The sequence below is a fragment of the Paenibacillus faecis genome (assembly GCF_008084145.1).
Taxonomy (GTDB): domain Bacteria; phylum Bacillota; class Bacilli; order Paenibacillales; family Paenibacillaceae; genus Fontibacillus; species Fontibacillus faecis.
In genome coordinates, this window is the sequence record NZ_VSDO01000004.1 from 218,189 (window position 1) to 243,015 (window position 24,827).

20 protein-coding genes are annotated in these 24,827 nt (G+C 52.2%); 13 read left to right on the plus strand and 7 right to left on the minus strand.

Translation table 11 applies throughout. The features are described from left to right. Positions 1 to 688 precede the first annotated feature (688 nt). Positions 689 to 1,189 carry a hypothetical protein gene (locus FRY98_RS19065; protein ID WP_148454927.1) on the plus strand — a complete coding sequence of 167 codons (501 nt, stop codon included), beginning with the start codon at positions 689 to 691 and terminating at the stop codon, positions 1,187 to 1,189. A gap of 196 nt (positions 1,190 to 1,385) precedes the next feature. On the opposite strand, the gene FRY98_RS19070 is transcribed toward FRY98_RS19065, so the two are convergent. Together FRY98_RS19070 and FRY98_RS19075 are read right to left on the minus strand one after the other, a co-directional pair. Further along, positions 1,386 to 2,819, minus strand: a complete 1,434-nt coding sequence (locus FRY98_RS19070) for a hypothetical protein (protein WP_249043465.1) — start codon at positions 2,817 to 2,819, stop codon at positions 1,386 to 1,388. A 55-nt stretch (positions 2,820 to 2,874) separates the two neighbouring features. After that, complete coding sequence (locus tag FRY98_RS19075; protein ID WP_170287131.1) at positions 2,875 to 3,429, minus strand: histidine phosphatase family protein; 555 nt, start codon at positions 3,427 to 3,429, stop codon at positions 2,875 to 2,877. A gap of 168 nt (positions 3,430 to 3,597) precedes the next feature. Between FRY98_RS19075 and FRY98_RS19080 the strand changes: the two genes are divergently transcribed. Both FRY98_RS19080 and hemH read left to right on the plus strand, forming a co-directional pair. After that, positions 3,598 to 4,686 carry a hypothetical protein gene (locus tag FRY98_RS19080; protein ID WP_148454931.1) on the plus strand — a complete coding sequence of 363 codons (1,089 nt, stop codon included), beginning with the start codon at positions 3,598 to 3,600 and terminating at the stop codon, positions 4,684 to 4,686. Positions 4,687 to 4,783: 97 nt separating this feature from the next. Further along, positions 4,784 to 5,800 (plus strand): ferrochelatase, encoded by a 1,017-nt coding sequence (gene hemH / locus FRY98_RS19085; RefSeq protein ID WP_211373333.1) that lies wholly within the window; start codon positions 4,784 to 4,786, stop codon positions 5,798 to 5,800. A 94-nt stretch (positions 5,801 to 5,894) separates the two neighbouring features. Here the strand turns inward: hemH and FRY98_RS19090 are convergent, their stop codons facing one another. Further along, positions 5,895 to 6,278: a RidA family protein gene (locus tag FRY98_RS19090; protein WP_148454935.1), complete on the minus strand. Its 384-nt coding sequence runs from the start codon at positions 6,276 to 6,278 to the stop codon at positions 5,895 to 5,897. 256 nt (positions 6,279 to 6,534) lie between these two features. Beyond that, complete coding sequence (locus FRY98_RS19095; protein WP_148454937.1) at positions 6,535 to 7,200, minus strand: DUF2306 domain-containing protein; 666 nt, start codon at positions 7,198 to 7,200, stop codon at positions 6,535 to 6,537. A 320-nt stretch (positions 7,201 to 7,520) separates the two neighbouring features. On the opposite strand from FRY98_RS19095, the gene FRY98_RS19100 reads away from it, so the two are divergent. Then, complete coding sequence (locus FRY98_RS19100) at positions 7,521 to 7,637, plus strand: putative holin-like toxin (RefSeq protein WP_148454939.1); 117 nt, start codon at positions 7,521 to 7,523, stop codon at positions 7,635 to 7,637. A 172-nt stretch (positions 7,638 to 7,809) separates the two neighbouring features. On the opposite strand, the gene FRY98_RS19105 is transcribed toward FRY98_RS19100, so the two are convergent. Together FRY98_RS19105 and FRY98_RS19110 are read right to left on the minus strand one after the other, a co-directional pair. Continuing rightward, positions 7,810 to 8,187, minus strand: coding sequence for a DUF1634 domain-containing protein (locus FRY98_RS19105; RefSeq protein ID WP_148454941.1), 378 nt, complete (start codon positions 8,185 to 8,187; stop codon positions 7,810 to 7,812). A 1-nt stretch (position 8,188) separates the two neighbouring features. Beyond that, positions 8,189 to 8,995 carry a sulfite exporter TauE/SafE family protein gene (locus FRY98_RS19110; RefSeq protein WP_420819711.1) on the minus strand — a complete coding sequence of 269 codons (807 nt, stop codon included), beginning with the start codon at positions 8,993 to 8,995 and terminating at the stop codon, positions 8,189 to 8,191. Positions 8,996 to 9,396: 401 nt separating this feature from the next. Between FRY98_RS19110 and FRY98_RS19115 the strand changes: the two genes are divergently transcribed. The 8 genes from FRY98_RS19115 (at position 9,397) to ahpF (ending at position 16,291) form a co-directional block, all read left to right on the plus strand. Beyond that, positions 9,397 to 10,215, plus strand: coding sequence for an acetoacetate decarboxylase family protein (locus tag FRY98_RS19115; protein WP_148454945.1), 819 nt, complete (start codon positions 9,397 to 9,399; stop codon positions 10,213 to 10,215). Beyond that, on the plus strand, positions 10,212 to 10,979 hold the full coding sequence (locus FRY98_RS19120; RefSeq protein ID WP_148454947.1) for an SDR family NAD(P)-dependent oxidoreductase: 768 nt from the start codon (positions 10,212 to 10,214) through the stop codon (positions 10,977 to 10,979). Before FRY98_RS19115 ends, FRY98_RS19120 begins: the two co-directional genes overlap by 4 nt. A gap of 55 nt (positions 10,980 to 11,034) precedes the next feature. After that, on the plus strand, positions 11,035 to 11,418 hold the full coding sequence (locus FRY98_RS19125) for a YmaF family protein (protein ID WP_148454949.1): 384 nt from the start codon (positions 11,035 to 11,037) through the stop codon (positions 11,416 to 11,418). A gap of 169 nt (positions 11,419 to 11,587) precedes the next feature. Next, a complete protein-coding gene (locus FRY98_RS19130) occupies positions 11,588 to 11,806 on the plus strand; it encodes a hypothetical protein (protein ID WP_148454951.1) in 219 nt (72 codons plus the stop codon). A 493-nt stretch (positions 11,807 to 12,299) separates the two neighbouring features. Next, positions 12,300 to 13,352 carry a bifunctional transcriptional activator/DNA repair enzyme AdaA gene (locus FRY98_RS19135; protein WP_148454953.1) on the plus strand — a complete coding sequence of 351 codons (1,053 nt, stop codon included), beginning with the start codon at positions 12,300 to 12,302 and terminating at the stop codon, positions 13,350 to 13,352. A 157-nt stretch (positions 13,353 to 13,509) separates the two neighbouring features. Beyond that, positions 13,510 to 13,944, plus strand: coding sequence for a DJ-1/PfpI family protein (locus FRY98_RS19140; RefSeq protein ID WP_249043492.1), 435 nt, complete (start codon positions 13,510 to 13,512; stop codon positions 13,942 to 13,944). A 239-nt stretch (positions 13,945 to 14,183) separates the two neighbouring features. Then, the gene (gene ahpC / locus FRY98_RS19145) at positions 14,184 to 14,747 is read left to right on the plus strand and encodes an alkyl hydroperoxide reductase subunit C (protein ID WP_148454955.1); all 564 of its coding nucleotides are present in this window, start codon (positions 14,184 to 14,186) and stop codon (positions 14,745 to 14,747) included. A 14-nt stretch (positions 14,748 to 14,761) separates the two neighbouring features. After that, positions 14,762 to 16,291: an alkyl hydroperoxide reductase subunit F gene (ahpF, locus tag FRY98_RS19150; RefSeq protein ID WP_148454957.1), complete on the plus strand. Its 1,530-nt coding sequence runs from the start codon at positions 14,762 to 14,764 to the stop codon at positions 16,289 to 16,291. Positions 16,292 to 16,816: 525 nt separating this feature from the next. Here the strand turns inward: ahpF and FRY98_RS19155 are convergent. Beyond that, positions 16,817 to 20,728, minus strand: coding sequence for a glycoside hydrolase family 10 protein (locus tag FRY98_RS19155; protein ID WP_148454959.1), 3,912 nt, complete (start codon positions 20,726 to 20,728; stop codon positions 16,817 to 16,819). 616 nt (positions 20,729 to 21,344) lie between these two features. On the opposite strand from FRY98_RS19155, the gene FRY98_RS19160 reads away from it, so the two are divergent. Beyond that, positions 21,345 to 24,596 carry a cellulase family glycosylhydrolase gene (locus tag FRY98_RS19160; RefSeq protein WP_148454961.1) on the plus strand — a complete coding sequence of 1,084 codons (3,252 nt, stop codon included), beginning with the start codon at positions 21,345 to 21,347 and terminating at the stop codon, positions 24,594 to 24,596. Positions 24,597 to 24,827: the final 231 nt, after the last annotated feature.

Below are 24,827 nucleotides of genomic sequence, written 5' to 3' on the forward strand. Positions count from 1 at the left end.
CAGATTTGCATCTTTTTTCGAAATCCATAGGGGATCAGCTTAAAATACCTGCAGATTTGCCTCTTTTTGGAATTGGAAGGGTTGGAAAGTACGCTGGAACCTTACTCGCCGTGGCCGTAGGCTACATGCGATTTAGATGTCCGTTGGCGTGGGATGCGTAACTCATCGAGCAACGAATTCTCGTTTTCTCCTACTACGATGGCTGAAGAGATACTAGTTAGCAGAAGGAGCGATGTACTAACAGGTTATATAAAAACAGGAGGATTCAAATTAATGATTGAAGAGAAACATCATCAAAATACGAAGTGGTATTTGAGTGGAGATTTAAAAATACGTCAACAGGATTTTAAAGTGGAGATTTAAAAATACGTCAACAGGATTTTAAAGATGGAAGAACCGGAGTTTGGGTTACGATACATAATTTTAATGTTTGTTTTACAATGGTCATGTATGATTTTTTGGAATGGTGTCGGGAGCTGGATCTAGATTTAGAAGTTGATAAGAGTTGGAATAATCATAGGGGTTTTGTGTTTGATACTAAGGATCAGGTGTTGGTCAGGTCAGAAATATTAAGGTTCATAGATATATACATTTTAAAGCCTAGTGAAGCTGGTGAGAAATTTACTGATGACGAGTGGTACTCATAATATAACCCAAGTTCTTAGAACGTCCCGGAGGTATACCTAAAATGGATTTTTCATTAAATATTGGTTTTGATTTGCCTAAAGAAGGATTGGGGAAGTTGCTCTACAATATGATGTTCGAGGTATTATTTGTAGAATTAATTGATTACGAGGCGGAAGTATGGGATCACTCTTATGGTCAAGAAGTAAGTGTCGGGTGCACCTATTTTTCAATGAGCATTGATTTAGAAGATGAGGATGATTATATGGAGCGTTATCGGCAGGCCAATCTCGAGGCGTATGGGGTCGATACGAATGTTTTTATTAGTATTCAATTTAAATCGTACATCTTTGAGATCGGATGGGTAAAATTTCTCGAAGTCATTGAAAAGCTGTTGCGCTTAAACAATCTGGATTTGCTTGTTTTGGACGACACCTCGTATCCTTTATTCAAAAGAGTTCAAGGGCGTTTGCTGATAAATAATCATTTAGATTATCGGACATGGTTTGTGACAAAGGAAAACCTGGCGCTGTTGAATTATCCTTATGAAGAGGAGGCTTTCTAGAGAGGGTGAGTCATATCCATTCGCAAAATGGATTCGGCCTGTTCCTCACGGGCATCATCGCTGACCATCTTCCTTCAATGTCTCTATCCTACTTTTCCTCCGTTGTTTATTCACCTATACAAAAAAACCAGCCTAAGCTGGTTTTTTCTTCACCTGACAGCATCGAGGCTAGAGCAGGATCTCCTTTTCTCCGATGCTACACATAAAGCTGCACATCCTTCTGCGCTTCAATGACGGGAATATATGCGAAGTGTCTGAAAATATCCCCAGGGTGCGGGACGATCAACGGGCCCCACGAAGGGTTGGCATCATGCATCATTTTCAGCAGGGTGACCATCCGTTGGAAGACGATTTCCGGATTCGCGTTTTTGGATAGAGCTTCTGTAACGGCGGCCGCGATGACATGCGCCGCATAGAAGCCATCTCTATATAGAGTGGGAAGCGGCGTGCCCGTGGTTTGTAATAAAGAGCGTAAAGCAAGGGTGATTTGCTCATCCCGGTCTCTCCAGTTTTGAATCTGGCTGAGGCTGGTATGCTCCAGGCTTCTGAGCTTGGTCTTCATGATCGTTTCCGCCACAATCCGGGCCGATTCCCTGGCTGCGTTCGCGTCGACGGCGCGATTCTCCAGGCGAATCGAGGCCAGGTCTTTGTCGGCTTCCGCGAGAATCACGCGCTGCCACTCCTGGGCCCCGGAGAACTCCAAAAGACCGGTCGCATAGGCTCCCAAATACCCCCTTAGAATGTCGGCGGGGTGGGGGTCATCGGTCGGCCCGATGTTTCTAAGCGCCGCTTTTCCCGTAAACGCGGCATTCATCCCCCGAAAATAACCGACCAGCCCGATGGCGGCCGCGGGTCCGGCGTTTAATACGCCGAGCACGTCCGATGCGGTTTCGTCGATTCGGGACGCCCAATAATCGGGCAGATTGTGGCCGACGTTAGCCCGGTTCAGTTCATTCCAAACCGTCTGTGAAAGTTCCTCCAGCAAGCCGATATCCGCATGAAGAATGTCGTGGCCGCATACCTCATGAGGCAGGCTGGGCCAGGAGAGGACCCCGGCATTGGCGTGGATGGGCGGCAGGCTGACGATGGCGGCTTGCAGGTCAAAGACCGAAGTGGCGTCGACCGGCCAGGTGTAGGGACCGCTTTCCGGGCTTCCCCATTTCACAAGCGCCGGAATGACGCTTAGGTCCGGCGGCTTCACGCCTACACGGTCGGCGGCGCTCAGGAATCCGTCGTACAGGTCGCTGACGACCTCTTGAAAAGCATCCGTAGCCAGCGGGAAATAACCTTCGCCGTGCTGAAGAATGGCTTGGGCGATATCCAGCATCAATCGGGCGTTGGAATTCCGTTCGGGATCGCGGATCAGAATGTCTACGAAGCCCCGCGGCCCCAGCTCGTCCAATTTTCGCAGGAAGGGCTTGACCGCCGTTTCCTGATAAAGCTTGGGCAGCTTGTCCTTGACCGCTTCCAATCGGCCCCGAAGCTCGTGAAAGTCGGTTGGCGGCTCAGGGGACTGAAGCGGGGTCAAAACCGCTCTTCTCACATCTTCGATGCAAACCGCCAAATTGGAAATGTCCACCGTATTTACGGCGATCCGGTTCGTCACATTTTTATTGTATAACTCTTGCAAATCAATACCTCCTTTTCGTTCATTGGGAATCGGAAGTATTTTTTACCAAGAGACTTTACAATATGCGTTTCACATGATGGCGGCCATCGTTGTTGTGAGTGATGGAATAAGCCGCGGAGTTTGCGAGCGCCATCATCTGGTCGAATGAAAAAGCGGGCTCATACTGCCGGATCAACAACGCCATCGTAATCCGGTGGGTAATGAGCAGGAATCCTTCATGGAGACCCAACAATTCCCGGGTCAGTTCAAGCACCCTTGAGGCCGCTTCCCGGTTGGATTCCCCGTTAGGGAACCTCAAATCCATATTTTCATCATGCTTGCGCAATTCGTCCAGCAGGACGCTCCGGTCCTCAGGGGCATTGCCCAAATTGCGCTCCACCAATCGCGGGTCCGTTATCATTTCCTTTTCCAATCTCCGTGCCAAAAGAACGGCGGTTTGTCCCGCACGCATGTAAGGGCTGGCAACGATCCGGCTAAAGTCGGTGAGACCTTGTTGAATCAGTAAATCTACCAAGTGCTCCACTTGTTCGATTCCTTTAAGCGTCAATGGAGCTTCGGGTTCGTTGCCGGAAGCTTCACCATGGCGAATTACATAGAAAGTTTGGGACACGATCGACACTCCTTCAGCGGGAAAATAACTTTTTCTAAAGATTCGTAGTATGTACCAATGGATAAATGAGTATCCGGTTATAGGAATTGCAATAAGAATACTATTGGATGGTTTGTCATTATTTGCTATTATGTCGTTATTACAATCGTGAATCAGGAGGCCTATTTTATGACATTTAGAAAAAGCATTTTAACAGTCTCGTTATTGATGTTGGCCAGTCTTTTGTTATTACCCGGGCTCTCTTCCGCTGCGCCTAAAGCCTTCTCGAAAGGTATCTTTGAGGAGGAAAGCAACATATACCGAGTAAACGACCAGAAAGTTGTCGCTAAAGTAGGGAATGAGGTCGAGTTGATTGACCTTGTTCAAGGGAAGCTTGTTAAGACATTAAGTACCGATCAAAAGGTCTTGGACATAAGTATTTTAAACCAACCTACGAAGATTATCATTTTAACTTCTACCCGTACCCATAAAATCCAAAAGCACATTTTTAATGATCAGGGTGTTGAATTAAGTCAGGTTCAATACCCGCTGACCCTCCCCAAAGACGCACAAGTGAAATGGTCAGCTCCCGCGAACAAAGTAAATGAACGGTTGATGGTGAGACAAGGAAATCATTTTTCTCTCTACGAAAGTACCGGGAAAGCGCCTATCCTTAAATTTGATGCTACTGTGGACAAAGGAATCTATGAATATATGAATATCGTGGATTGGGATTTTGACAAATTCCCGTATTTAGTCATTAAGTATTCGGGTGAACGAACGATGGCGATTGACTATATGGTCAAAATTTTTAACTTGAATAATAAACAAGCTATAGATGTAGGGAATCTGGAGACCGACACCCATTTGAAAATAAATCAGCAAAATAGGCTGGAACTATGGAATTCCTATACTTACTCCGACATCACGCCTCCTAATGCGGTTCAACCTGACCCGCTTAAAGAGCAAACTTTTCACGCGTTGTACAGTTTAGAAACCGGTAAACCTCTTCTATCCAACCAATCGAAATTTGATCAGGTAACCGGCCAACCTTCCGGATGGGAGACGCAGGTGGTAGGGCAGTATGTATTCGTTCAAGACTTAAGTACACGTGCATGGAGTTTGTATCAATCGAACGGAACCCTATTAGCTGCCCAAAAGAGTGGGCTGGAGGCGGAGGCGAAATTTTTAAATTACAACAGCAGGAATCAAACGGCCTACTTTTTAGTTTCCGATGGTAAATCGTCGGCCCTCCGGCTTAAGCCGGTGAAACTTTAACAATAAGCTCAATGGGTTATTTGTGAGCAAACGAATAGCCTGAGAGGCCCGGATGGTGGAAAATAAGGCAAAATACGATACGAAGGAGTTGTTGTCTTTGCCAACCCATCCATCGATCGGTGTTATTCTGGCCCAAATTGGAACGCCGGCTAGGCCTGATGCGAAGGCGGTGCGCTCTTATTTGCGGCGATTTTTGTCGGACCGGAGAATCGTTGACCGGAGTCCCTGGCTGTGGCAGCCGATCCTCCAGGGAATTATCCTTCGGACGCGGCCCCGAAAGTCGGCCCGATTGTACCGGCAAATTTGGACGGAGGAGGGGTCCCCGTTGTTGGTGCACTCCTTCCGCCAACAATCCGCTTTACAGGACAGATTGGGGCCGAAGTTTCAAGTGGAGCTGGGATTGGCATACAGTGAACATAGCATAGAGCGGGCCATGCTGCGCATGGAGCAAGCGGGAATCGGTCGCGTTCTCGTGGTCCCGCTGTTTCCCCAGTATTCTTCAACGACAACGGCTTCCGTCTATGATCAGGCCTGTTTTGCCGCGCTTGGCCGTACGGGTTCCAAGGCGCCGACCCTTAAGCGGCATGTTCCGACGCTCCGATTTGTAGAGCCCTATTATAAGGACCCGGGATATATTACTGCGATGAAGGCGCACTTGCTCCGCCATATGGAGCGGTTGAATCGGGAGCCGGATCGGGTCGTGCTGTCTTTTCACGGAATTCCGAAGCGTTATGCGGACACAGGAGATCCTTACCCCGAACATTGCATGGAGACGGCGCGGCTGCTCGCTGAAGCGATGGGCTGGCGGGAGAACCGGTGGCAGGTGGCGTTTCAATCCCGGTTCGGCCCGGAGGCGTGGGTGGGACCTTCCACGGACGACGTGATCGGAAGTTTGGCGGAACGCGGAGTCGCCCATCTTCTGATCTTTGCCCCCGGCTTTGCGGCCGATTGCTTGGAGACGCTGCATGAGCTGGATATCGAAGGGCGGGATCACTTTTGTGCTTCCGGCGGGCGGACTGAACAGTTTCATTACGCCCCCTGCCTGAATGACCAGCCGGAATGGCTGGATTTCTTGGCGGGATTGGTTGAGCGGAATGTCGGGGGATGGGAGTGACTGGGGTGACGTGAAAATCACCGCAATCATAGCGGCCGCACTTTTTCCGAAAAGTACGACCGCTTCCCCCGCACAACCCTTGGGGCTGGATGAGTTAGTCTGTGTGTGCTATAGCGCTGATTTCGATCAACTGCTCGGGGAACGCCAGGTAGGTTACCCCGATGAGACTGCCGGCCGGCCGGTGTTGTCCCATGTATTCCTTAAACAGCCGGATAACCGGCTCGGCATGCGCCTCCGCGTTGGTCAGATAAACCTCCACATAAGCGAGGTTCGCTCGGTTTACGCCGAATTCCCTCAGCACGCGATCAAGGTTCTCTAGGGTTTGTCTCGTTTGGGCCTCGATGTCGCCCTCGCCAACGAAGACTCCTTTCGTATCGTGGGCAAATTGCCCCGAAATGTAGATCGTTCCGTTGACGCTATAGCCCTGGGAGATGCCGTGATCCCAAAGGTCGTGATTGTACGTTTTTACTTGCGCCATTTTATTCGCTCCTTTTATCTGAAATTAAGCTCAGTATAAAAGGGGAGCACAGACAAAAGAAGTACGCACTTTTGGGATAGCTACTTTCAGAAAGGATAGTGCGGATGCGGAGAAAGGCTGATGATAAAGGGTTTTTGGAGGGGATGGGATGAAAAATGTTTTTGAAGCGGACCATCACCGGAAGGCTTCATTGACCTTTCGATTAGAATAGGAGTTGCAGGATGAAGACCACCTATCCAGGTGGTCTTTCCGCATTTTAATGTGGGATGGATGCGACGAAACTCTTGTTTGACAGGAAACGGGCAATGATCCATTCGGCGAAGATCAGATTGGGAATCCAGCAGAGCCAGGCGATCGCGCGGTAATAAGTGTTAAAGTCTTTGAATCCAAATAAAAGCATGCATATCGGCAGGTAGATTCGCAGTGTCACCGCTGCCAAGGTTAGGGCGTAATTGCGGAGCATCCACCGCTCGTGGCGCTGCGGATCGCGTTTCACCACAATAGATTGAAGCGCCATGATCAGGGTGTAGATCCAGGATAGCGACAATAACAGGAAGGCCAGGGTCGAAATCCAGCCGCCTGTGGCTTTGAAAGCCACGAAGATACCAAACAACCCCGAAAAGAGAACGCAACCACTATACACTTTGCCGATGATGCGATGCCATCCTATGTGTTTTTTTCTGAAGGATGCAATGAACTGGAACCAGCCGGTCGCCAAAGCGATAATCCCGGTAGCGATGTGTAGGTAGAGCAGTATGTAGTAGATGTTGGACAAGTGTATATGTTGGCTGATTTTGTTTATAATGAGCCCTGCCGAGGAGGCCCCCATTATAAAATATTGAATCCCTAAATATGTACTTACGCCCAAAGCAAGCACTGCCGTGATAATGATCCAAGTGCGCATGGATTGTGTTCGAAACATGAGTTTCCTCCTAGTGTCGTTTTAAGTTTACCGGCGTTTATGATTATAACGGAAACCACCCCGGCAGGAACTGGACCCCAGGTGGGGGGAACGCCAGTCGGAGGGTTGGTTTCCTTGTTAAAGAGCTTATTCGAATCATAGTTTTAAGGCAAAGTTGTTTAGTCAGCTTGTCTGAGGCAATCTTAACTAAGCAGGATGACTACAACAAATTAGTTGATCGCACAACCCAAAGAAGTCACAGATGGGTCCTGTATGTTATAATTTGGATGTACAACTCATTGGCTAATAAGGGCGGTCGGCTAGTCTCCCGAGGGGAGGTGATGCCTGTGGAGGTAAAGGACGCTTTGACACTGATGGTTGATTTCGGAATGTTCATTATCGGACTTCTGACGTTGATCGTTGGAATCATTGCGCTGACCCAAAGCAAAAAGAAATAGACCGCCCACAGGAAGGTTCGGTCTATTTCTGTTCCAGCTTTCCGCAGCCGGCCGCTCTTAAAAGCGGTGTTGTGCAGAGGGATCGTGTTAGCCGCACGATCCCTTATTTCTATTCTTATCTTATCATACCCCGTTTTAGTCCTCAATCCAACCTATATTTACGCTCTTCGCCTCAACCGGCTTTGCCGAGCAGGAAGCTGGCGATCAGAATGACGAAGACGACCGCGGTGATGAGGACAAAGCGGTAGTCTTTTTCCGCCCAAAAGACAAACAGCGAAACGAACACGCGAAATACCGGGGTCAAGATCAGCAGGAGCAGTCCCGTCTGAATGATGGCGACTGATTTCATGGCCAACAATCCTGTCACGATGTCCCCGAAGTTGGTAGGGAAGGTATCTCCCGGATAGCCGCTGTCTCCCGTCACCAAGAACAGCACCAGGCCGGTGATGATGACCGCGGCCGCCACGAGGACGCCGATTCGCAGCATTTTGCTGATCACGAGTTCCACCGCGAAGGCGCGTTGATTTTCTGCCGGATGGCCTTCGTTCATGTTAACCCCTCCATCCCTGATAGATCATTTGGCAGGCGATATACACCATGACCGGAACGAACAGCTTGCGTATGGTTTTGCTTTTCAGACGCTGCATGATTCGCGACCCGACGGTCGCTCCGACGAGAACGCCCAGCGCTACCGGAGCGGAAATGACCGGAATGATGTCTCCGCGCAGCAAATAAATGCCCGCGCTGGCCGCCGCCGTGACCCCCATCATAAAATTGCTGGTGGCCGTGGACACTTTCAGCGGCATTTTCATAAACACGTCCATCGCCATCACTTTAAAGCTGCCGCTGCCGATGCCCAGTAAGCCGGAAACGACGCCCGCTCCGTACATGACGCCGAAACCTTCGTAAACCCGGTCGACGTTATAGGCCACGTTCTTGCCGACCGCCTTGTCGTAATACTCTCCCTGCAGTCCAAGCTTCTCCGCGACGGGATGAAGCGGGACGCCCACCGGGATTTCTTCCTTGCCCTTTTTGATCATGGCGTAGGCCGAATAAAGCAGCAGCAGCGCAAAGATGAAATATAAAAACTGCGGCGCGATCAGCGCCCCGAGAAAGGCGCCCGTTATGGCCCCTACGGTTGTGGCGATTTCCAGAAACATGCCGACCCTTAAATTGGTGATCCGGTCGCGCAGGTACGCCACGGCCGAACCGCTTGACGTGGCGATGACGGAGATAATGCTCGCTCCAATCGCATGATTGATGTCGACGCCAAACAGCAGCGTGAGCGCAGGCGTAACGATAATGCCTCCCCCGAGCCCCAGAATCGATCCCACGATTCCCGCCAATATGGCGATCATAAAAATTTCGATGACGGTTGTAGTCAAAAACTGCATCCCCTTTCTTCGTGCGATAAGCAGAAAAGTCATGATTTCACAGGCTTTTCTGCCAATTGCAAAAATAACGGCCCGTTCCTTTCAACAGTTTCCAAGTATAACACTTTACATTTCGGACTTCACCCTGAAATTCCGAAAAGATCTGCCGATTTTTTGAAGAGCGGGCAACCGCATGAAACGTCTCCGCGTTAGTCTAACCCCTATTCCGCGTTTCATTGAAATATACAATTTCCAAACACTGTATATTTTTTAAACAATCGTTCCCAATTGTACATATACTTTGTCATTTATTTACAGTATTCTGAAATCGCATCGGCGTCTTGGCAGTTTCGATTGAATCCGTGAAAAGCAAAGGAGGCACTAGGATGGGAAGTTTTGTGAAAGACCCGAAGGCGATTAGGAAGTTCCAGGAACGGCGGAAAACTTTTTATGCGGCGGAGGTTCTCACGGTTTATTGGGAGACCCGGCGGGAAATCGTTGAACGAATCCTTCCGGTACCCTTAAAAGCGGCGCAGCGGCCGCTGGTCCATGCTTTCGTCGCGCATTACCCCAGAACCAGCTTCTCGCTTCCTTACCGGGAAGCGGCGTTATTCGTACTCGCCGACTATCGTGGGGAGCTTGGAACCTATTGCTTATCCATGCTCGTGGATGATGATATGGCGATGGGGCTCGGAAGGGAGATCTGCGGGTTCCCCAAGAAAATCGCGAGTATGGAGTTGAGCAAGAACGGGAATCTCGTCGAAGGAACGGTGAGGCGGCATGGAATCGATATTTTTCGGGTTCAGGCGAATTTGGACGGGAAGATGAACGCGACAGACGGACAGAGGATGATTGAGGATTACTATGGCCAGGATTTGGCGGTTTTTAATATAAAATACACCCAGGCGATCGACGGCAGCGGATTTGATTTGAAACCGATGCTGGTCAAACAGCACACGGCGGTGGATGTCCGTACGCGCCGGACGGGGGCCGCCGAGGTCAGCATGGCGGACTCGCCGCATGATCCGTGGGCGGAGTTGGAAGTCGTCAACTTGTTGGGAGGGGTATACACGGTAAGCGATACGGTTCTTTTAAAAGGGACGATGCTTGAGCAGCTGAAACCCGAGGAATTCCTGCCATATTCTTATCTGAGATGGGATTGGTGGGAGCCTGCTCCCGGAGAAGGAGGGCCTGGGACATTATGATGCATCCGTTTGATTTAACCGGCAAATCAGCCATCGTAACCGGCGGTTCCGGCGGGATTGGCTTTGAAATCGCCAGAGCGTTGGCTGCGCAGGGGGCCGATGTGGCTCTGTTGGACAAACGAACGGAATGTCTGGAGGCCCGGGCGGAGGAGATTCGTTCTATGGGAAGTAAGGCGCTCTCCGTCAAATGCGACGTCACGGATGAAGAGGAGGTAAGGGCGGCCGTCAACAGAGTGATCGACAGTTTTTCTAAAATCGACATTCTCGTGAATAACGCGGGTGTTGCCGGGGCCGGTTCGGTCGATCAAGTGGAAGAATCCGCATGGGATGCGGTGGTTGATCCGAATCTGAAGGGCATCTACCTCATGTCCAAGTATGTGGTCAAACATATGAAGGAAAGAAAATATGGGAAGATCATCAACATGGCTTCCGTATGCGGGCTTGTGGGGAGCAAAGCCATTCCCCTTCACGCCTATGCCGCGTCCAAGGGAGCGGTGGTTCAGTTGACGAGAGCTATGGGCGCTTCCTTTGCGCAAGACGGCATCACCGTGAATGCGATCGGTCCAAGCCTGTTTCGAACGGACATGACCGAAGCCGCCCTGTTCAAGGATGATTTTCTAAACCTGTACAACGAGTTGTGCCCCGCGGGGAGACCCGGAAATCCCGAGGAACTGCATGGGGCGGCCCTGTATTTCGCCTCGGAGGCTTCCAGCTATACGACAGGCCAAACCCTGTTCGTGGATGGCGGCTGGTCGGCCGTGTAATCCGTACACAAACGCACCTTCTCTCATATGATGTGGCAAAGAGAGGAGGTGTCGTATGAAAAAAATTCCCGTAAAGGGTTATTTGATGGACCATCATGATGACGACTCAACCCATGCGCATAAGCTGTTTATTACGTCTTGGGACGGCCGACCGGTACACACCCATCCCTTCAAGGGCGTGACCTCCTTCGAAGTCGGCCATCACCACCACTACGCGGGGGTTACGGAACCGGCTCCCAGCGGTGTGCCGCATGTGCATGGGTATTTTGCGGTGACCTCTTTTAACGATGGGCATAAGCATGTCATCCGAGGAAGAACCGGACCGGCCATTCCCTTACCGAACGGCGGCCATGTCCACCGCTTTGAAGGGTATACGACGTTGGATGGACGTATCCCTCATGTACATGCCTACGAGGGCACGACGGGTAACGAATCTTGATCGAAAACATGTAGGCAGCGTCAAAAAGGCCTATTTCCCTTAACTATCCGGGGAAATGGGCTTTTTTGCTTGGTGTGATAAACATCACCGTAATCAAATATAAAATTTTAAATAATAGGGATATCAGCTATAGTGTTATAAGTGATTTATAAAAAGGAGGCATGCGATCATGGCAGTCCAACGTGGCCCCGTGGCGCAGGATTTTATAATTGAGCGTGTGACCGATTTGTTCCCGTGCCGGGTCTTGTGGAGTGAAGGGCGTCCCTGCCTGGAGTATGACCGTCAGGAAGAATTGGACCGGATCGAGGAATACGTCAAAGCCACTTTCGGGGTAGAGCTGCTGGATGTGTTTTTTACTACCGTGGAGAGTCTTCCGCCGGAGCTTTGACCGATGCTGGCTTGGTTTTTTTTGCGGTTGAACGGATAGTTTAATAGAATAGAACATCATTTTCCATAAAACCCGCTCACCGAGCGGTTTTTTGCATCATAGCCCCCGTAAATCAAAGTGCCCAGCACAACTTTCCAACCCCTCCAACTCCAAAAAGATGCAAATCTGCAGGTATTTAGGCCGATTCACGAGCGGATGCGAAAAAAGATGCAAATCTGCAGGCTTTTCTAGCGATTTTAGAGAAACGAGCCGGTTTCGTCGAAAATTCCTGCAGAATCGCAGAAATTTTCAATTTTTTGTCCCAAACAAGAAAAAAACATGCAGATATGCAGGAATTCGATGCGATCCAGGTTCTTTGATGGACACTAGCACCCTGCACAAAAAATCAATGCCCGATTTTCGGCGGAAGCTTTTTTTCGGAAACGTTATAATCGGAGTATATATTGTGAAGGAGTCACCACATCAACAACCGCAAGAAAAAAGGAGGAGCAGGATGATCCCGGCCGACCGGAAACAAGTGTATTATCAGGCGCTGATCGATAAAAAGTCCGAGTATGAAGGAATTTTCTATGTCGGAGTGAAGACAACCGGTGTCTTTTGCCGGCCGACATGTCCGGCGAGGAAACCCAAATTCGAAAATTGCGAATTTTACGAGACGGCCAAGGAAGCCCTGTTGGCCTCATTCCGTCCCTGCCAACGCTGCCGCCCTTTGTCCCATCCGAACCATGTTTCGGAGCTTGTACGCAAGTTGGTCGAAGCGGTCGAAGAAAACCCGGAACACCGCTGGAGAGAGGAAGACTTCCGGAGATTGTCGGTCGATGCTTCAACGGCCCGCCGGCAGTTTAAGAAGAGGTTCGGTATGACGTTTGTCGAATACGCGAGAGCCCGGCGAATGGGGATGGCCTTAAAACAGATCCGGGCCGGCAGCGCGGTGATCGATGCCCAGCTATCCACGGGCTATGAATCGGGCAGCGGATTTAGGGATGCATTCTCGCGGATCATGGGGGCCGCCCCCGCCCAACTGGGGGAGCAGCGGATTTTGAAGGCTTCCTGGTTGGACACGCGTCTGGGTCCGATGGTTGCCATCGCCGACGAACAGGCTCTGTATCTGCTCGAGTTTGTGGACCGGAGAGGACTGGAACGCGAGATCGAACGGTTGAGAAAGCGGACGAAAGCCGCGATCATTCCGGGCAGCACACCGCCGATCGAATCCATTGAGAGGGAGTTGACGGACTATTTTGCAGGCCGGTTAACGGAATTCAAAACACCGGTGACCCTGCTGGGCTCCCCTTTTCAGAAGGAAGTGTGGGACCAATTGCGAAAAATCCCGCCGGGGCAGACCACTTCGTATGCCCATCTCGCCGCGGGAATGGGGAAGCCGAGTGCCTACCGCGCCGTAGCCCAGGCCAATGGAGCCAACCAGTTGGCGATCCTGATTCCCTGTCACCGCGTAATCAATTCGAACGGCGAATTGGGCGGCTATGGGGGAGGGTTGTCGAGAAAGCAGTGGCTGCTGGACCACGAGAAGCTGGGCGTGGCAGAGTAAAAACGGGTTTATGTTCCTTAGGCCGAGTGCTATTGTTATATAAAACAATACATAAAAAGTAGGTGCCTGATGAAATATCATGTTTTTATCTATGAAGGCTACGTCAGCTTTGAAATTATGCCTGCGACATATTTTCTGAAAACCAGGGGGGGACATCATAACCGTAGGCGTCTCCAAAGCGCCGGTCAAATCCTGCGAAGACTTTACGGTTCTCCCGGATGTGGGGCTGGAAGAGGTCACGGCGGAGGAGATTGGGGTTTTCCTTCTGCCGGGAGGCGATTTGGAACCTTGGGCAAACCACCTTCCTTTGCAAAAACTGCTTCGGGAGCTGATCTTCAGGAACAAGGTGGTCGCGGGCATCTGCTCCGCCGCGGAACTGGTCAAGGCCGCGCATCAAGCGGCGCGGGGACCGGATGGAGCGGAGCCCGCCATCGTTCGCAACGGGGTGGAGATTGCCGGGAATATCGTGACGGCTCCGCCGCATAAATATGTCGACTTCGCTATCGAGCTGGGGCGGGTTCTGGACATTTACAAGGATGACGACGATTTCGAGGAGACGATCCGGTTTTTCAAGAAGTTTGAAGCGGAGTAAATCGTGGTAAGCACCCTTTAAGATGTTTTTTTGTCTCCCTCGCTTGATAGAGAGGTGACATTTTTTTGAATTCATCTGATTTAAATCATGAAGACTTTATGAAGTTGCTTGTAATTGAGAATGGTTCGCATATAATAATTAGTATAAATATAAAGTATAGCAAGTTAAGGAAACGGGATACACTACCTTAAACTACTATGCTTATAACGAAACCAAAATAACAGGAGGTACATTTAATCATGTCATTGATTGGAAAAGAAGTCCTGCCCTTTAAAGCACAAGCTTACCACAACGGAAAATTCATCGAGGTGACCGAGGCTGATCTGAAAGGAAAATGGAGCATTTTCTGCTTCTACCCTGCGGATTTCACTTTCGTCTGCCCTACCGAGCTTGAGGATCTGCAAAATCAATACGCTACGCTGAAAGACCTGGGTGTTGAAGTCTACTCGGTTTCGACGGATACGCATTTTGTACACAAAGCATGGCACGACAGCTCCGAGGCGATCGGCAAAGTTACTTATATCATGATCGGCGACCCTTCCCACACGATCTCCCGCAACTTCGATGTGCTGGTTGAAGAAGAAGGCGTTGCTAACCGCGGCACGTTCATCATCGATCCGGACGGCGTGGTTCAAGCGATTGAAATTACGGCGGAAGGCATCGGCCGCGATGCAAGCACGCTGATCGACAAAGTCAAAGCCGCTCAATATGTACGCAACCATCCAGGCGAAGTATGCCCGGCGAAATGGAAAGAAGGCGGCGAAACCCTGAAACCAAGCCTTGATCTTGTAGGCAAAATCTAAGGAGCGTTAAAATCATGAAACTGGATGCAGATATTAAACAACAACTAGAACAGTACCTCCAGCTCATGGAAGGCAACGTTCTGCTGAAAGTCAGTGCAGGAAACGATTCTGTATCCAACGACATGCTGGACTTGGTTCAAGAACTGTCCAGCATGTCGGACAAAATTTCAGTTGAACAAACCTCCTTGCCCCGCACTCCGAGCTTTAGCGTCAATCGCGTGGGGGAAGACACGGGCGTGACCTTTGCTGGGGTACCGTTAGGCCATGAATTCACCTCTTTGGTGCTGGCTTTGCTGCAAGTGAGCGGAAGACCGCCCAAAGTGGAACAAAGCGTTATTGATCAAATTAAAAGCATCAAAGGCGAATACCACTTCGAAACCTATGTCAGCCTGACCTGCCATAACTGCCCGGATGTGGTGCAGGCCCTGAACATGATGAGCGTTCTGAATCCCGGGATCACCCACACGATGATTGACGGCGCGGCATTTAAGGAAGAAGTGGAACGCAAGGAAATTATGGCGGTGCCGACGGTTCATTTGAACGGGGAATTTTTCGAGAGCGGACGGATGTCCATCGAAGATATTCTTGGCAAATTGGGGACTTCGGACGCATCGGAATTCGAAGGCAAAGAGCCGTATGACGTATTGGTCGTCGGCGGCGGGCCTGCCGGGGCCAGCGCGGCGATCTATGCGGCGCGTAAAGGCATCCGGACCGGTGTGGTGGCTGAGCGTTTCGGCGGACAAGTGAACGATACGCTGGGCATCGAGAACTTTATCAGCGTGAAGTACACGGAAGGTCCGAAGCTTGCGGCCAGCCTGGAGGAGCATACGAAAGAATACGGCGTCGACATCATGAAGGGACAGCGTGCCAAGCGTCTGGAGAAGAAGGAACTCGTCGAAATTGAATTGGAGAATGGCGCTGTACTGAAAAGTAAGACCGTCATCATCTCCACCGGGGCTCGTTGGCGCAACCTTGGCGTACCGGGCGAAGCGGAATTCAAAAACAAAGGCGTGGCGTACTGCCCGCACTGTGATGGTCCTCTTTTTGCGGGTAAGCATGTTGCCGTTGTCGGCGGCGGGAATTCCGGGATTGAGGCGGCGATCGATCTCGCCGGGATTGCGGAGCATGTCACGGTTCTGGAATTTATGCCGGAATTGAAAGCCGACTCCGTCCTGCAGGATCGCCTGAACAGTTTGCCGAATACGACCGTCCTCAAAAACGCTCAAGTGAAGGAAATCACAGGTGACACCAAAGTAAACGGGGTAACTTACATCGAGCGTGCGACCGGAGAAGAGAAGCACATCGAACTTCAGGGCGTATTTGTCCAAATCGGTCTGGTGCCGAATACGGATTGGTTAGACGATACAGTAGAGCGCACCCGTATGGGCGAGATTGTCGTGGATAGTCACGGCATGACCAACGTTCCCGGCGTATTCGCAGCAGGGGATTGCACCCATACTCCTTATAAGCAGATTATTATCTCGATGGGATCGGGCGCGACAGCGGCCCTGGGCGCATTTGATTATATGATCCGGAATCAATAGAGTTTTAGTTGAATTATTAGGCGAATTAGCGGGAGGGTATTCCGCTAATTCGCCTTTTGTTCGACATACAAAGAGGCGCCTAGAGTGCTTCCAAACTTCCAACTCCAAAAGGATGCAAATCTGCAGGAATTTTAGGACGATCTCCGAGGGGATGGGGAAAAAGGTGCAAATCTGCAGGAATTTCTAGCGATTTTAGAGAAACGAGCCGGTTTCGTCAAAAATTCCTGCAGATTTGCAGGAATTTTGAAATTTTGGGCTCCGAACAAGAAAAAACATGCACATATGCAGGAATTCTAATCAAGGATGTCTGAAGGGGGACTAGTAATAATCGCACCCCTACAGGGGTAGGCAAAAGCGGCAACGGCATACTTGAACGTAGTGAAAGCTAGCGCCTTTAGACGCGAGCCGGTAATAAAGGCTTATAGCCTAAGAGCAAACCACCCGTTTGACGGGTGGTTTGCTCTTAGGCACCCAATGAACGGGATGAAATTCCCGTTCATTGGGTGCCGTTTCTTTTAGCGTAACTTACAGTTTCCAAATCCGATAGAGAATCACCGCGGCTTCCGCACGGGTGAGCAGGTCGTTCGGCGCGAGCTTGCCGCCCTTGCCGTTGAGGATGCCATGCTTCACCAGGGCGGCGGCGCTGTCTTTGGCGGAACCGGTCAGACCGGCGGCGTCCGGGTAAGCGTCCAGCGTTCCGCCTCTTTCGAGCGGATTGCCGTCGGCCGCCAGCGCGCGCGCCACCAGTTCCATCATATCCCGGCGGGAAAGCTCGCCGCCCGGTCCAATGCCGCTGCCGATGTTCTCTTCAGCCGTCCCCTTTAATTCAAGAACCCTGACAAGGGCGGCGATGAAATCCGCTTTTTTGATCGGCTCGGCGGGAGCGAAGCGGCCTGGGCTTCCCACGCCTTTCAGGACATCCCGCGCCGCCATAGCTCCAATAGCCGATTTGGCCCAAGGGACATGATCGAGATCGGCAAAAGCCAGCGGCACGTAGGCCACGGCAAAGGTTCCCAGCCGGGTCGTCTCAAATACAACCGCTCCCGCTGCCGCATCATAGCGTCCGTTCGGAAGGGGCACGGCACTGCCGTCCTCATTCATGTACAAAACCACGAGCTGATCCGAGCTGCCCGGCTCTTCGCCAGCCGGAGAGTAAGGAATGGACACAACCCAAGGCGTTTCGCCTTCGGGGTCATCCCAACGGAGAACTTTACCGTCGGCTTTCATCCCCAGTTCGATGACCGGCCGATCGCCAATCCTTTCGCGGACCGTGACATCCGAGCCCTCCGCACCCTCCGAACCCTCCACTGAAGCTTTGCCTACACGGACGGTTACTTGTTTGGCGTTCGCCGCGGCATCCGGCAGCAGGCTGCCCGGGATCTCTATCGAAGCCGGTTCGGTGTCGAGCAAAATCGTAAATGCCCCTTGGCTTCTTAACCCCTGCACCGGCAGCTGCACTTCATACGAAGCTGCGCCTTCCCGCTTTGGAACTTCAATCTTAATCTGTTTTTTCCCGTTGGCCGTCGCAGCGGATTGCTCGAGCGCTTTCTGCAAATGGCCGCTGGAGATGGCCGCTGTGGCCAGGCCGTCAACGACCTTCGTCTCCGGCCGGATCACGCCGTTGACGGGTTCAGCGCCTCCCGGCTGCGGGGCGGAGCTGCCAGGGCTGGCACTACCGCCGCTATTGCCCCCGGAGCTGCCGCCTCCACCGCTGTTGCCGCCCCCGTTATTCGGATCGCCGGGTTTCCCCTTCAGGGTAACCACGCCGAAGACGGAGGTGTCCTGATACGCGTTCCCGGTCGTGTCGTTCCAGGTGGCCACGCTTTGGCGGGCACCGTCTTTCGCGTCGTTGATCTGTACGTCCAAGCCGATGCCCTTGTCGTTATTCGGCGTGATTGTTTTGAACGGAATCTTCACTTCCACCGTGTAATTCGTTCCGGAAACTCGGGCCGCCGAAACGAAACCGTCCGCCCGGCTTTCCGGGCTGAATGAAGCTTGGTTGTCAAAGTTGACGCGGAATTGTCCGTCATCGTTCTGATAGAACGAAGTTTTGGCGTTGTTTTCGTCCAGAAAAATCTCGACGGAATCCTGCTCCCACACATTGGCGCTGCTCTTATCCAATTGCGCGTCACTTACCTCAACGAGCACATACAAATTCCGCTCGTCCCAGAGGGCTTTGGCCGTGCCGGTCGCCCCCTGCCAGGCCAGCTGGTAGCGATCCACCGGCAGGGCGGGTGCCAGGGACCAGACCGGGTCGACCGTTCCGTCGATCACCGGAGTTGCGAAGGCCGCGGTGGAGCGCCGGGAATCCGGCAGTTCGGGTTCATACTCGCGGATGTATTTTGCCGGATCGATCACGCCATAGTAAGCCGGCTTCGCCTGCAGATTCTTGTCGAACAGCAGCGGATTGGACGAGGCCCGCCAACTCGTGCCGTCATCCAGCCCCCAGAACGTAACCCGGCTGATCTGCGCCGCATGGGTCTTGAACAGGTTCATCAACTGGGCATACAGATAGCCTTGAGCTTTCGCCAGATTCTCGGGAAGCCGGTAGTCGCTTCCGGCCTGAACGTCCAGCTCGGTAATGCTGACTTCCACGCCCAAGGAAATAAACTGTTCCAGGGACAGCCGGACATTTTCCGGGTTCGTATTGACGTTGTAATGCCCCTGCATCCCGATCCCGTCGATCAGCAGCTTGCCGTTGTGAGCGGCCGCGTAACTCTCGTTGATCTCTTTTACCATGTGATAGATGGCCTGGGCTTTGTTCCGGTTGTCCTCGTTGTAATCGTTGTAATAGAGCTTGATATCCCAATCGGGATGCTCGTCGAGCACCTCCCGCGCCGCGAGGAAGGCCTGCTCCAGATAGTCGGGACCGATCGCCTGGTACCAGAAGGATTTGCGCAGCGAACCCTCCCAATCGGCGGGATTCGGCGGATTATCGCTCATCGCTTCGTTGACGACGTCCCAGGAAATCACCCTATCGCCGAAATGCTCCACTACCGTTTTGATATGGGTGCGTAAATTCCGCAAAGCCTCCTCCCGGCCCAAGGGGACCGTTTGGCCGCCTTCACCGACGGTGGTGTTCATCCAGGCCGGGGATTGCTGGTGCCATACCAGGACATGCCCGTGCATTTTCATGCCTTCGGCCAGAATTTTATCGACCATGGCATCCGCCGCATCAAAAGTAAACTTTCCCTGCTCCCGCTGCAAGGCGTCCGGTTTCATAGCGTTGCCTGCCGTGGCGGCGTTATGATGCATCTTCAAAAGTTCCAGCCGTACGCCCTCCAGGTCTTCCGCCGAAATGGCGCCCCCGATCAGAAAATCGTCGCGATACGCCTCCTTGACCGGAGTCAGATCCCTTTGAATGTCCGTCGGGTCCGAACCCGTGCTTACCAATTGAATATCGTCGATATAAAAAGACGCGTTGGCGTTATTGGAACTTTCCACATAGATCGTCAAATATTCGCCGCCGACACTGTTATAGCGGTAAGTTCCCTCGAACAGAACCCAGCCGTCGTCCGCGCTGATCGTTTTGGGAGCGAGGGCGACATAATTCGCGCCGCTTCCGCTCCCGACCTGGGTGGACAATTGGAGCTGCGAACTGGCGGGTTCGATCAATTTGACCCAAGCCGAAATTTTGTATTCGCGGCCCTTGTCGACATATTTCTCGACGCGCAAGGACGGGCCGTGCCAGGTGGAGGTCCGGCCCTCTACCTTCAGCGCGTAAGCCCCGCCTTCGGTATGGTTGGCCTCGTTCGTCACGGTCAGCGTTTCGGAACCGGCTCGCCCTTCAAAACCGCCGGTCGTTTGGTCCTCAAACGTAACCGCGGCAAAAGGCAAAGCCGGCTCCCTTGGCGGGTCCTCACCGCCCGAGTCCGCTTTTGCGGTAATTTTTACATCCCCGATGTAAAAAGGAACCTCGGCCCCGGGATCGTTCGACTGAACGCGTAAGGCCGAATCCTTCCCCGTATCGACGGTAAACTCCTTCGTCAAAGTCGCCGCCCGGCCGGGGGTCAGCTCCGCTCCGGCCAACCAGCCGTAGCTGTTCACCGTTTGGAGGTAGACTTGCGCGCCGTCCGGCACAAGTTCCTCGGCGTCCACGTACACGGATACGGTAACCGTATAGGTTTTGCCGTTCTCCAGGCCGATGTCGGCGAATTTGAAATCCGCCGCGTCCCAGTTGTTTGCCCGGTTGCTCACGTACAGGGCCGCTCCGTCCTCGTTTCCGGCAAAAAATTTGCCGCTGACCGGCGTCAGTCGGGCGCCCCCCGCCTGGGTCGCGGCCCCTTGGCCGCCCTCGAATGTCTCATGATACTTCGTGACGGTGCTTTCCTCCTGCGGCGATCCCGCCGCCTGCGCATCCGTCGCCAACCATCCCGACGGAATCAGCAGAATGGCGGCGAGCAGGATCGGGATGATGCGCTTCCTCAATTGACTCATTCCTGGCACTCCCCTCAGTGAAATGAAATGGACTTTCAAACACAAGGTTAAGCGCTTACATAAATAAAGGGCGATCCCTCCTTTCGGTACCAGATCATACCATTTTTTAGGGGCGCGTACCCTATTCAAATTAAAGGACCTGTCGTGAATTTCTTAGGTGAAATGCCTGCGGATGGAAAAGAGGATGATAACTTTTATTAAATTTGTTATTTCAGTACATTGACATTAATAATAACGGATTATAAATTATGGATAATTCAAATGTTGAAAGCGCTTTTAAAAACGTTCTGCAAATCCTCCATACAACCCGCCAGTCCCAGCATCCGAATGAATCCAATCATCCCTTCACCACACGAAATTGCAGGAAACATTTCACCAAGCCGCAGTAATGTCAGAGATGTTTTCAAACGAACTTATTTGAAGACATTTATATAAGTTTGAGCACCTTACAACCGCTTTTTGTTCAGCATGGAATGACGGCGCTGACTGATGTGAAGAGGAGGTGGGAGTATGCCGTGAATTAATTAAAATTTTAACAAATTAAAAACAAAGGCAGGAGAGCAGGGGACAACAAGTGTAAGGTGTTCAAAAAAAATCACTAGTGGGAGGTCCGTGGATGAAGAGGATGTTAATCTGTGTGGTCATTTTCGGCTTGTTTTTTAGTCTCATACCACCGAAGTACGCAGGGGCGGCAGGGGCGGCAGCGGCCAATCTGGCCCGAAACAAACCGGCAGCGGCAAGTACGGTGGAGGATTCCGGCAAATTGGAGGCTATGGCGTTCGACGGGAATCCTTCAACAAGGTGGTCATCCGTTTATGACGATCCGCAATGGATCAGCGTGGATCTGGAAACGGTCCGTGAGATAAACGGGGTCCTGCTGAACTGGGAAGTCGCTTACGGAAAATCCTATCAGATTCAAACCTCCTTGGACAATCATCAGTGGGACACCGTTTATTCCACAACGGAAGGGGACGGGGGAATCGACGAAATTTCCTTTGAAACCAAGCCCGCCCGGTATGTAAGGATGTACGGGACGCAAAAGGGGACGGAGTGGGGCTATTCTCTTTGGGAATTTGAAGTGCACGGTCCGGACGGCATGCCGGATACTACGGCCCCTTCCGCTCCCGCAAATCTTGCCGTCTCCGTCAAAACCGATACGACCGTAACCCTGACTTGGACCGCGTCGACGGACAATATAGGGGTAACCGGCTATGATATTTATCGCGGATCGTTCCTTGCGGGCTCGAGTACCGCGACAAGTTACACCGTAACGGGCTTGACGGCGAACACCGAGTACCGCTTTACGGTCAAAGCCAAAGACGCCGCGGGCAATGTGTCGGAAGCGAGCGGCGAAGTAAGGATTACAACGGACCCGGCATCAATGCGTACCGGGTTTTACATCGACGGGACGACGCTTTACGATGCGAACGGAAATCCGTTCGTGATGAGGGGGATCAATCATGCGCATACGTGGTATAAAGATCAGCTGTCCGCCGCCATCCCCGCGATCGCCGCGACAGGAGCCAACACGGTAAGAATCGTGCTTTCGGACGGCCAACAGTGGTCGAAGGACAGCTTATCCTCCATTCAGAACCTCATTACACTTTGCGAACAAAATAAACTGATCGTCGTGCTGGAAGTCCATGACGGCACAGGATCGGACAGTCCAGCGGTCTTGGAGAACATCGCGAATTACTGGATCGAGATGAAGAACGCCTTAATCGGCAAAGAAAAAACCGTGATCCTAAATATAGCGAACGAATGGTATGGCTCCTGGGATGGGGCGGGCTGGGCCAACGGCTATATTTCCGTCATCCCCAAGCTCCGGAATGCCGGCATCAAGAACACGATTATCGTGGATAGCGCCGGATGGGGACAATATCCACAGTCGATTTTCGACTATGGGACCCAAGTTTTTAATGCCGACCCGCTTCTCAATACGATGTTTGCGATCCATATGTACGAATATGCCGGAGGAAACGCCTCGACTGTAAAGAGCAACATAGATCAGGTATTGAACAAGAATCTGGCCCTCGTGATCGGCGAGTTCGGCATCCGGCATACGAATGGGGATGTGGACGAGGCTACGATCATGAGCTACAGCGAAGAAAAGGGCGTAGGTTATCTCGGCTGGTCCTGGAAAGGAAACGGTTCGGGGCTGGAGTATCTGGACATGTCCCACGATTGGGCGGGCACCAGCTATACCGAGCAGGGGAATATTCTCATCAACGGGCCGAACGGCATCCGGGCGACTTCGGAGATTTGTTCCGTTTTTGATCATGCCCCGTCCGACCGTGAAGCCCCGTCACCGCCAGCGAACCTGACGGGTCTATCGCCGGATTACGCTACGGTAGAGCTTACATGGAGCGCCTCCGCCGATAATGTCGGCGTGACCGGGTATAACGTGTACCAAGACGGAGTTTTGGTGGATATTAGCCCAACTACAACTTATAAAGTGACGGGGTTGAAAGCAAATACGATTTATACGTTTACGGTAAAAGCGGTTGATGCCGCGGGAAACTTATCGGAGGCCAGCGACCCGGTAAGCGTGAAAACCGCGGACAGCCAAGATAAAACGGCGCCTACGGCTCCAGCCAGCCTCACGGTCGTACCTTCCATCACGACGGCGAAGCTGTCCTGGACGGCATCCACGGACAATATCGGCGTGGCGGGGTATCGGGTGTACAAAGACGGGAACATGATCGGCACTAGCCCGATAACCGGTTTTGTCGCTTCAGGCCTGGAAGGGAATACAACGTACACGTTCACTGTGAGGGCTTTTGACGATGCGGGGAATTTGTCGGAGGCCAGCAACGCCGTTACGATAACCACCGGGGACCCGAATCAACTGCCGGTGATCGATCCCGGCATCATTGACGACTACTCGAACTGGTACGTTGGAATAAACGGCGGTGATCAGCCGACGAATCCGACCGAGGCCAAGCTGGCCCCGCTTGAAAACGGCGGACTAACCATGAATTTCGATCTCCAAAAGGAGAATTACCCCAGCTTCCAGGCGGATCCCAGCCCGGCGGCAGACTGGAGTTCTTTTGACTTGATGAACCTTATAGTGACCAATCCCAACTCGGTTGAAATTCAACTGCAGCCGATCGTTAAAGACAGCGCCTGGAGATGGGTGGAGCTCGGTCAGTACATTAAAGTCCCGGCAAAAACGACGATGTTGGCTACCGTTCCGTTGACGGCTCTCTCCGATGAGGAAGTTAATCGGATCATTCTGAGGGTGCAGGGGGGAGGCGGCAATTTAAAAGGCAGCATCCAACTGCATACCGTCAGCTTCGATTTGCCGACGGGTGCCTATGCGGCGACCATTGCCGAGATGAACCGCCCAAAAACCGCAAGTTATTATCCGTGGAACTTTGCGGATTCGGCTTTTGCGGGGAGCATTTCAAGCGGCTTAAATGGAGAGACCGTGTTCGTAAATTACGCCTCCACCTTAAGCGACACGGTGGCGGCGGGCGTGGCGACCGAGACGAAGCCCGGTCTGGGGATTGGAGATGACTGGTCCCGCTATGCGAGCATTTCATCCACCTTAACGAATGACGGCCCCAAGCCGGTTCGCGTGTCCCTGGTGCTCCGGACCGGTACCGGATGGAATTGGGAGGAGACCGGCGGCCAAACCGCAGCCGATCCTTCCGTTGAGCGGGTTATTGCGCCGGGAGAATCAGTGGATGTGACGTACCCATTCAATGCTCCGATCTGGAAGTCCAAAGATACAAACTGGGTGAACAATGCGCCGGTATCCGATCTGACGGACATCCGGGCTATCGCGTTCAAGGTTTATACTGGAACGGGTGAGGCCGTGGAGGCGGGTACCCTGAATATCACGAATTTTGAGGTGAATTTCTAGCAAGTCCCGACAAACTCCAATAAAGGGATAGGAAACAGAGGGCACTCCAAAGGTCATCCGTCGATGGCCGAGGGGTGCCCTTTTCGGGCGGGCCAGGTATATGCTGGGGACAGCCCGTGGCCAAGAGCAGACTAGGGGCCCGTCCTGGGGACAGCATCGTGACCGTGTCCAGGCTAGGGCGGGGCTACTCCGGGCGGGTCAGGGCGCACGAGTCGTACAGCCCGCCTCCCT

Bases quoted from the DNA above. Each gene is read 5' to 3' on its own strand.
- ahpC (WP_148454955.1), top strand. From the start codon at position 14,184: ATGTCATTGATTGGAAAAGAAGTCCTGCCCTTTAAAGCACAAGCTTAC.
- FRY98_RS19110 (WP_420819711.1), bottom strand. From the start codon at position 8,995: ATGATCGCCATATTGGCGGGAATCGTGGGATCGATTCTGGGGCTCGGG.
- FRY98_RS19135 (WP_148454953.1), top strand. From the start codon at position 12,300: ATGATCCCGGCCGACCGGAAACAAGTGTATTATCAGGCGCTGATCGAT.
- FRY98_RS19115 (WP_148454945.1), top strand. From the start codon at position 9,397: ATGGGAAGTTTTGTGAAAGACCCGAAGGCGATTAGGAAGTTCCAGGAA.
- FRY98_RS19120 (WP_148454947.1), top strand. From the start codon at position 10,212: ATGATGCATCCGTTTGATTTAACCGGCAAATCAGCCATCGTAACCGGC.
- FRY98_RS19130 (WP_148454951.1), top strand. From the start codon at position 11,588: ATGGCAGTCCAACGTGGCCCCGTGGCGCAGGATTTTATAATTGAGCGT.
- FRY98_RS19100 (WP_148454939.1), top strand. From the start codon at position 7,521: ATGCCTGTGGAGGTAAAGGACGCTTTGACACTGATGGTTGATTTCGGA.
- FRY98_RS19095 (WP_148454937.1), bottom strand. From the start codon at position 7,200: ATGTTTCGAACACAATCCATGCGCACTTGGATCATTATCACGGCAGTG.
- FRY98_RS19080 (WP_148454931.1), top strand. From the start codon at position 3,598: ATGACATTTAGAAAAAGCATTTTAACAGTCTCGTTATTGATGTTGGCC.
- FRY98_RS19160 (WP_148454961.1), top strand. From the start codon at position 21,345: ATGAAGAGGATGTTAATCTGTGTGGTCATTTTCGGCTTGTTTTTTAGT.
- FRY98_RS19155 (WP_148454959.1), bottom strand. From the start codon at position 20,728: ATGAGTCAATTGAGGAAGCGCATCATCCCGATCCTGCTCGCCGCCATT.
- ahpF (WP_148454957.1), top strand. From the start codon at position 14,762: ATGAAACTGGATGCAGATATTAAACAACAACTAGAACAGTACCTCCAG.
- FRY98_RS19105 (WP_148454941.1), bottom strand. From the start codon at position 8,187: ATGAACGAAGGCCATCCGGCAGAAAATCAACGCGCCTTCGCGGTGGAA.
- FRY98_RS19065 (WP_148454927.1), top strand. From the start codon at position 689: ATGGATTTTTCATTAAATATTGGTTTTGATTTGCCTAAAGAAGGATTG.
- FRY98_RS19125 (WP_148454949.1), top strand. From the start codon at position 11,035: ATGAAAAAAATTCCCGTAAAGGGTTATTTGATGGACCATCATGATGAC.
- FRY98_RS19090 (WP_148454935.1), bottom strand. From the start codon at position 6,278: ATGGCGCAAGTAAAAACGTACAATCACGACCTTTGGGATCACGGCATC.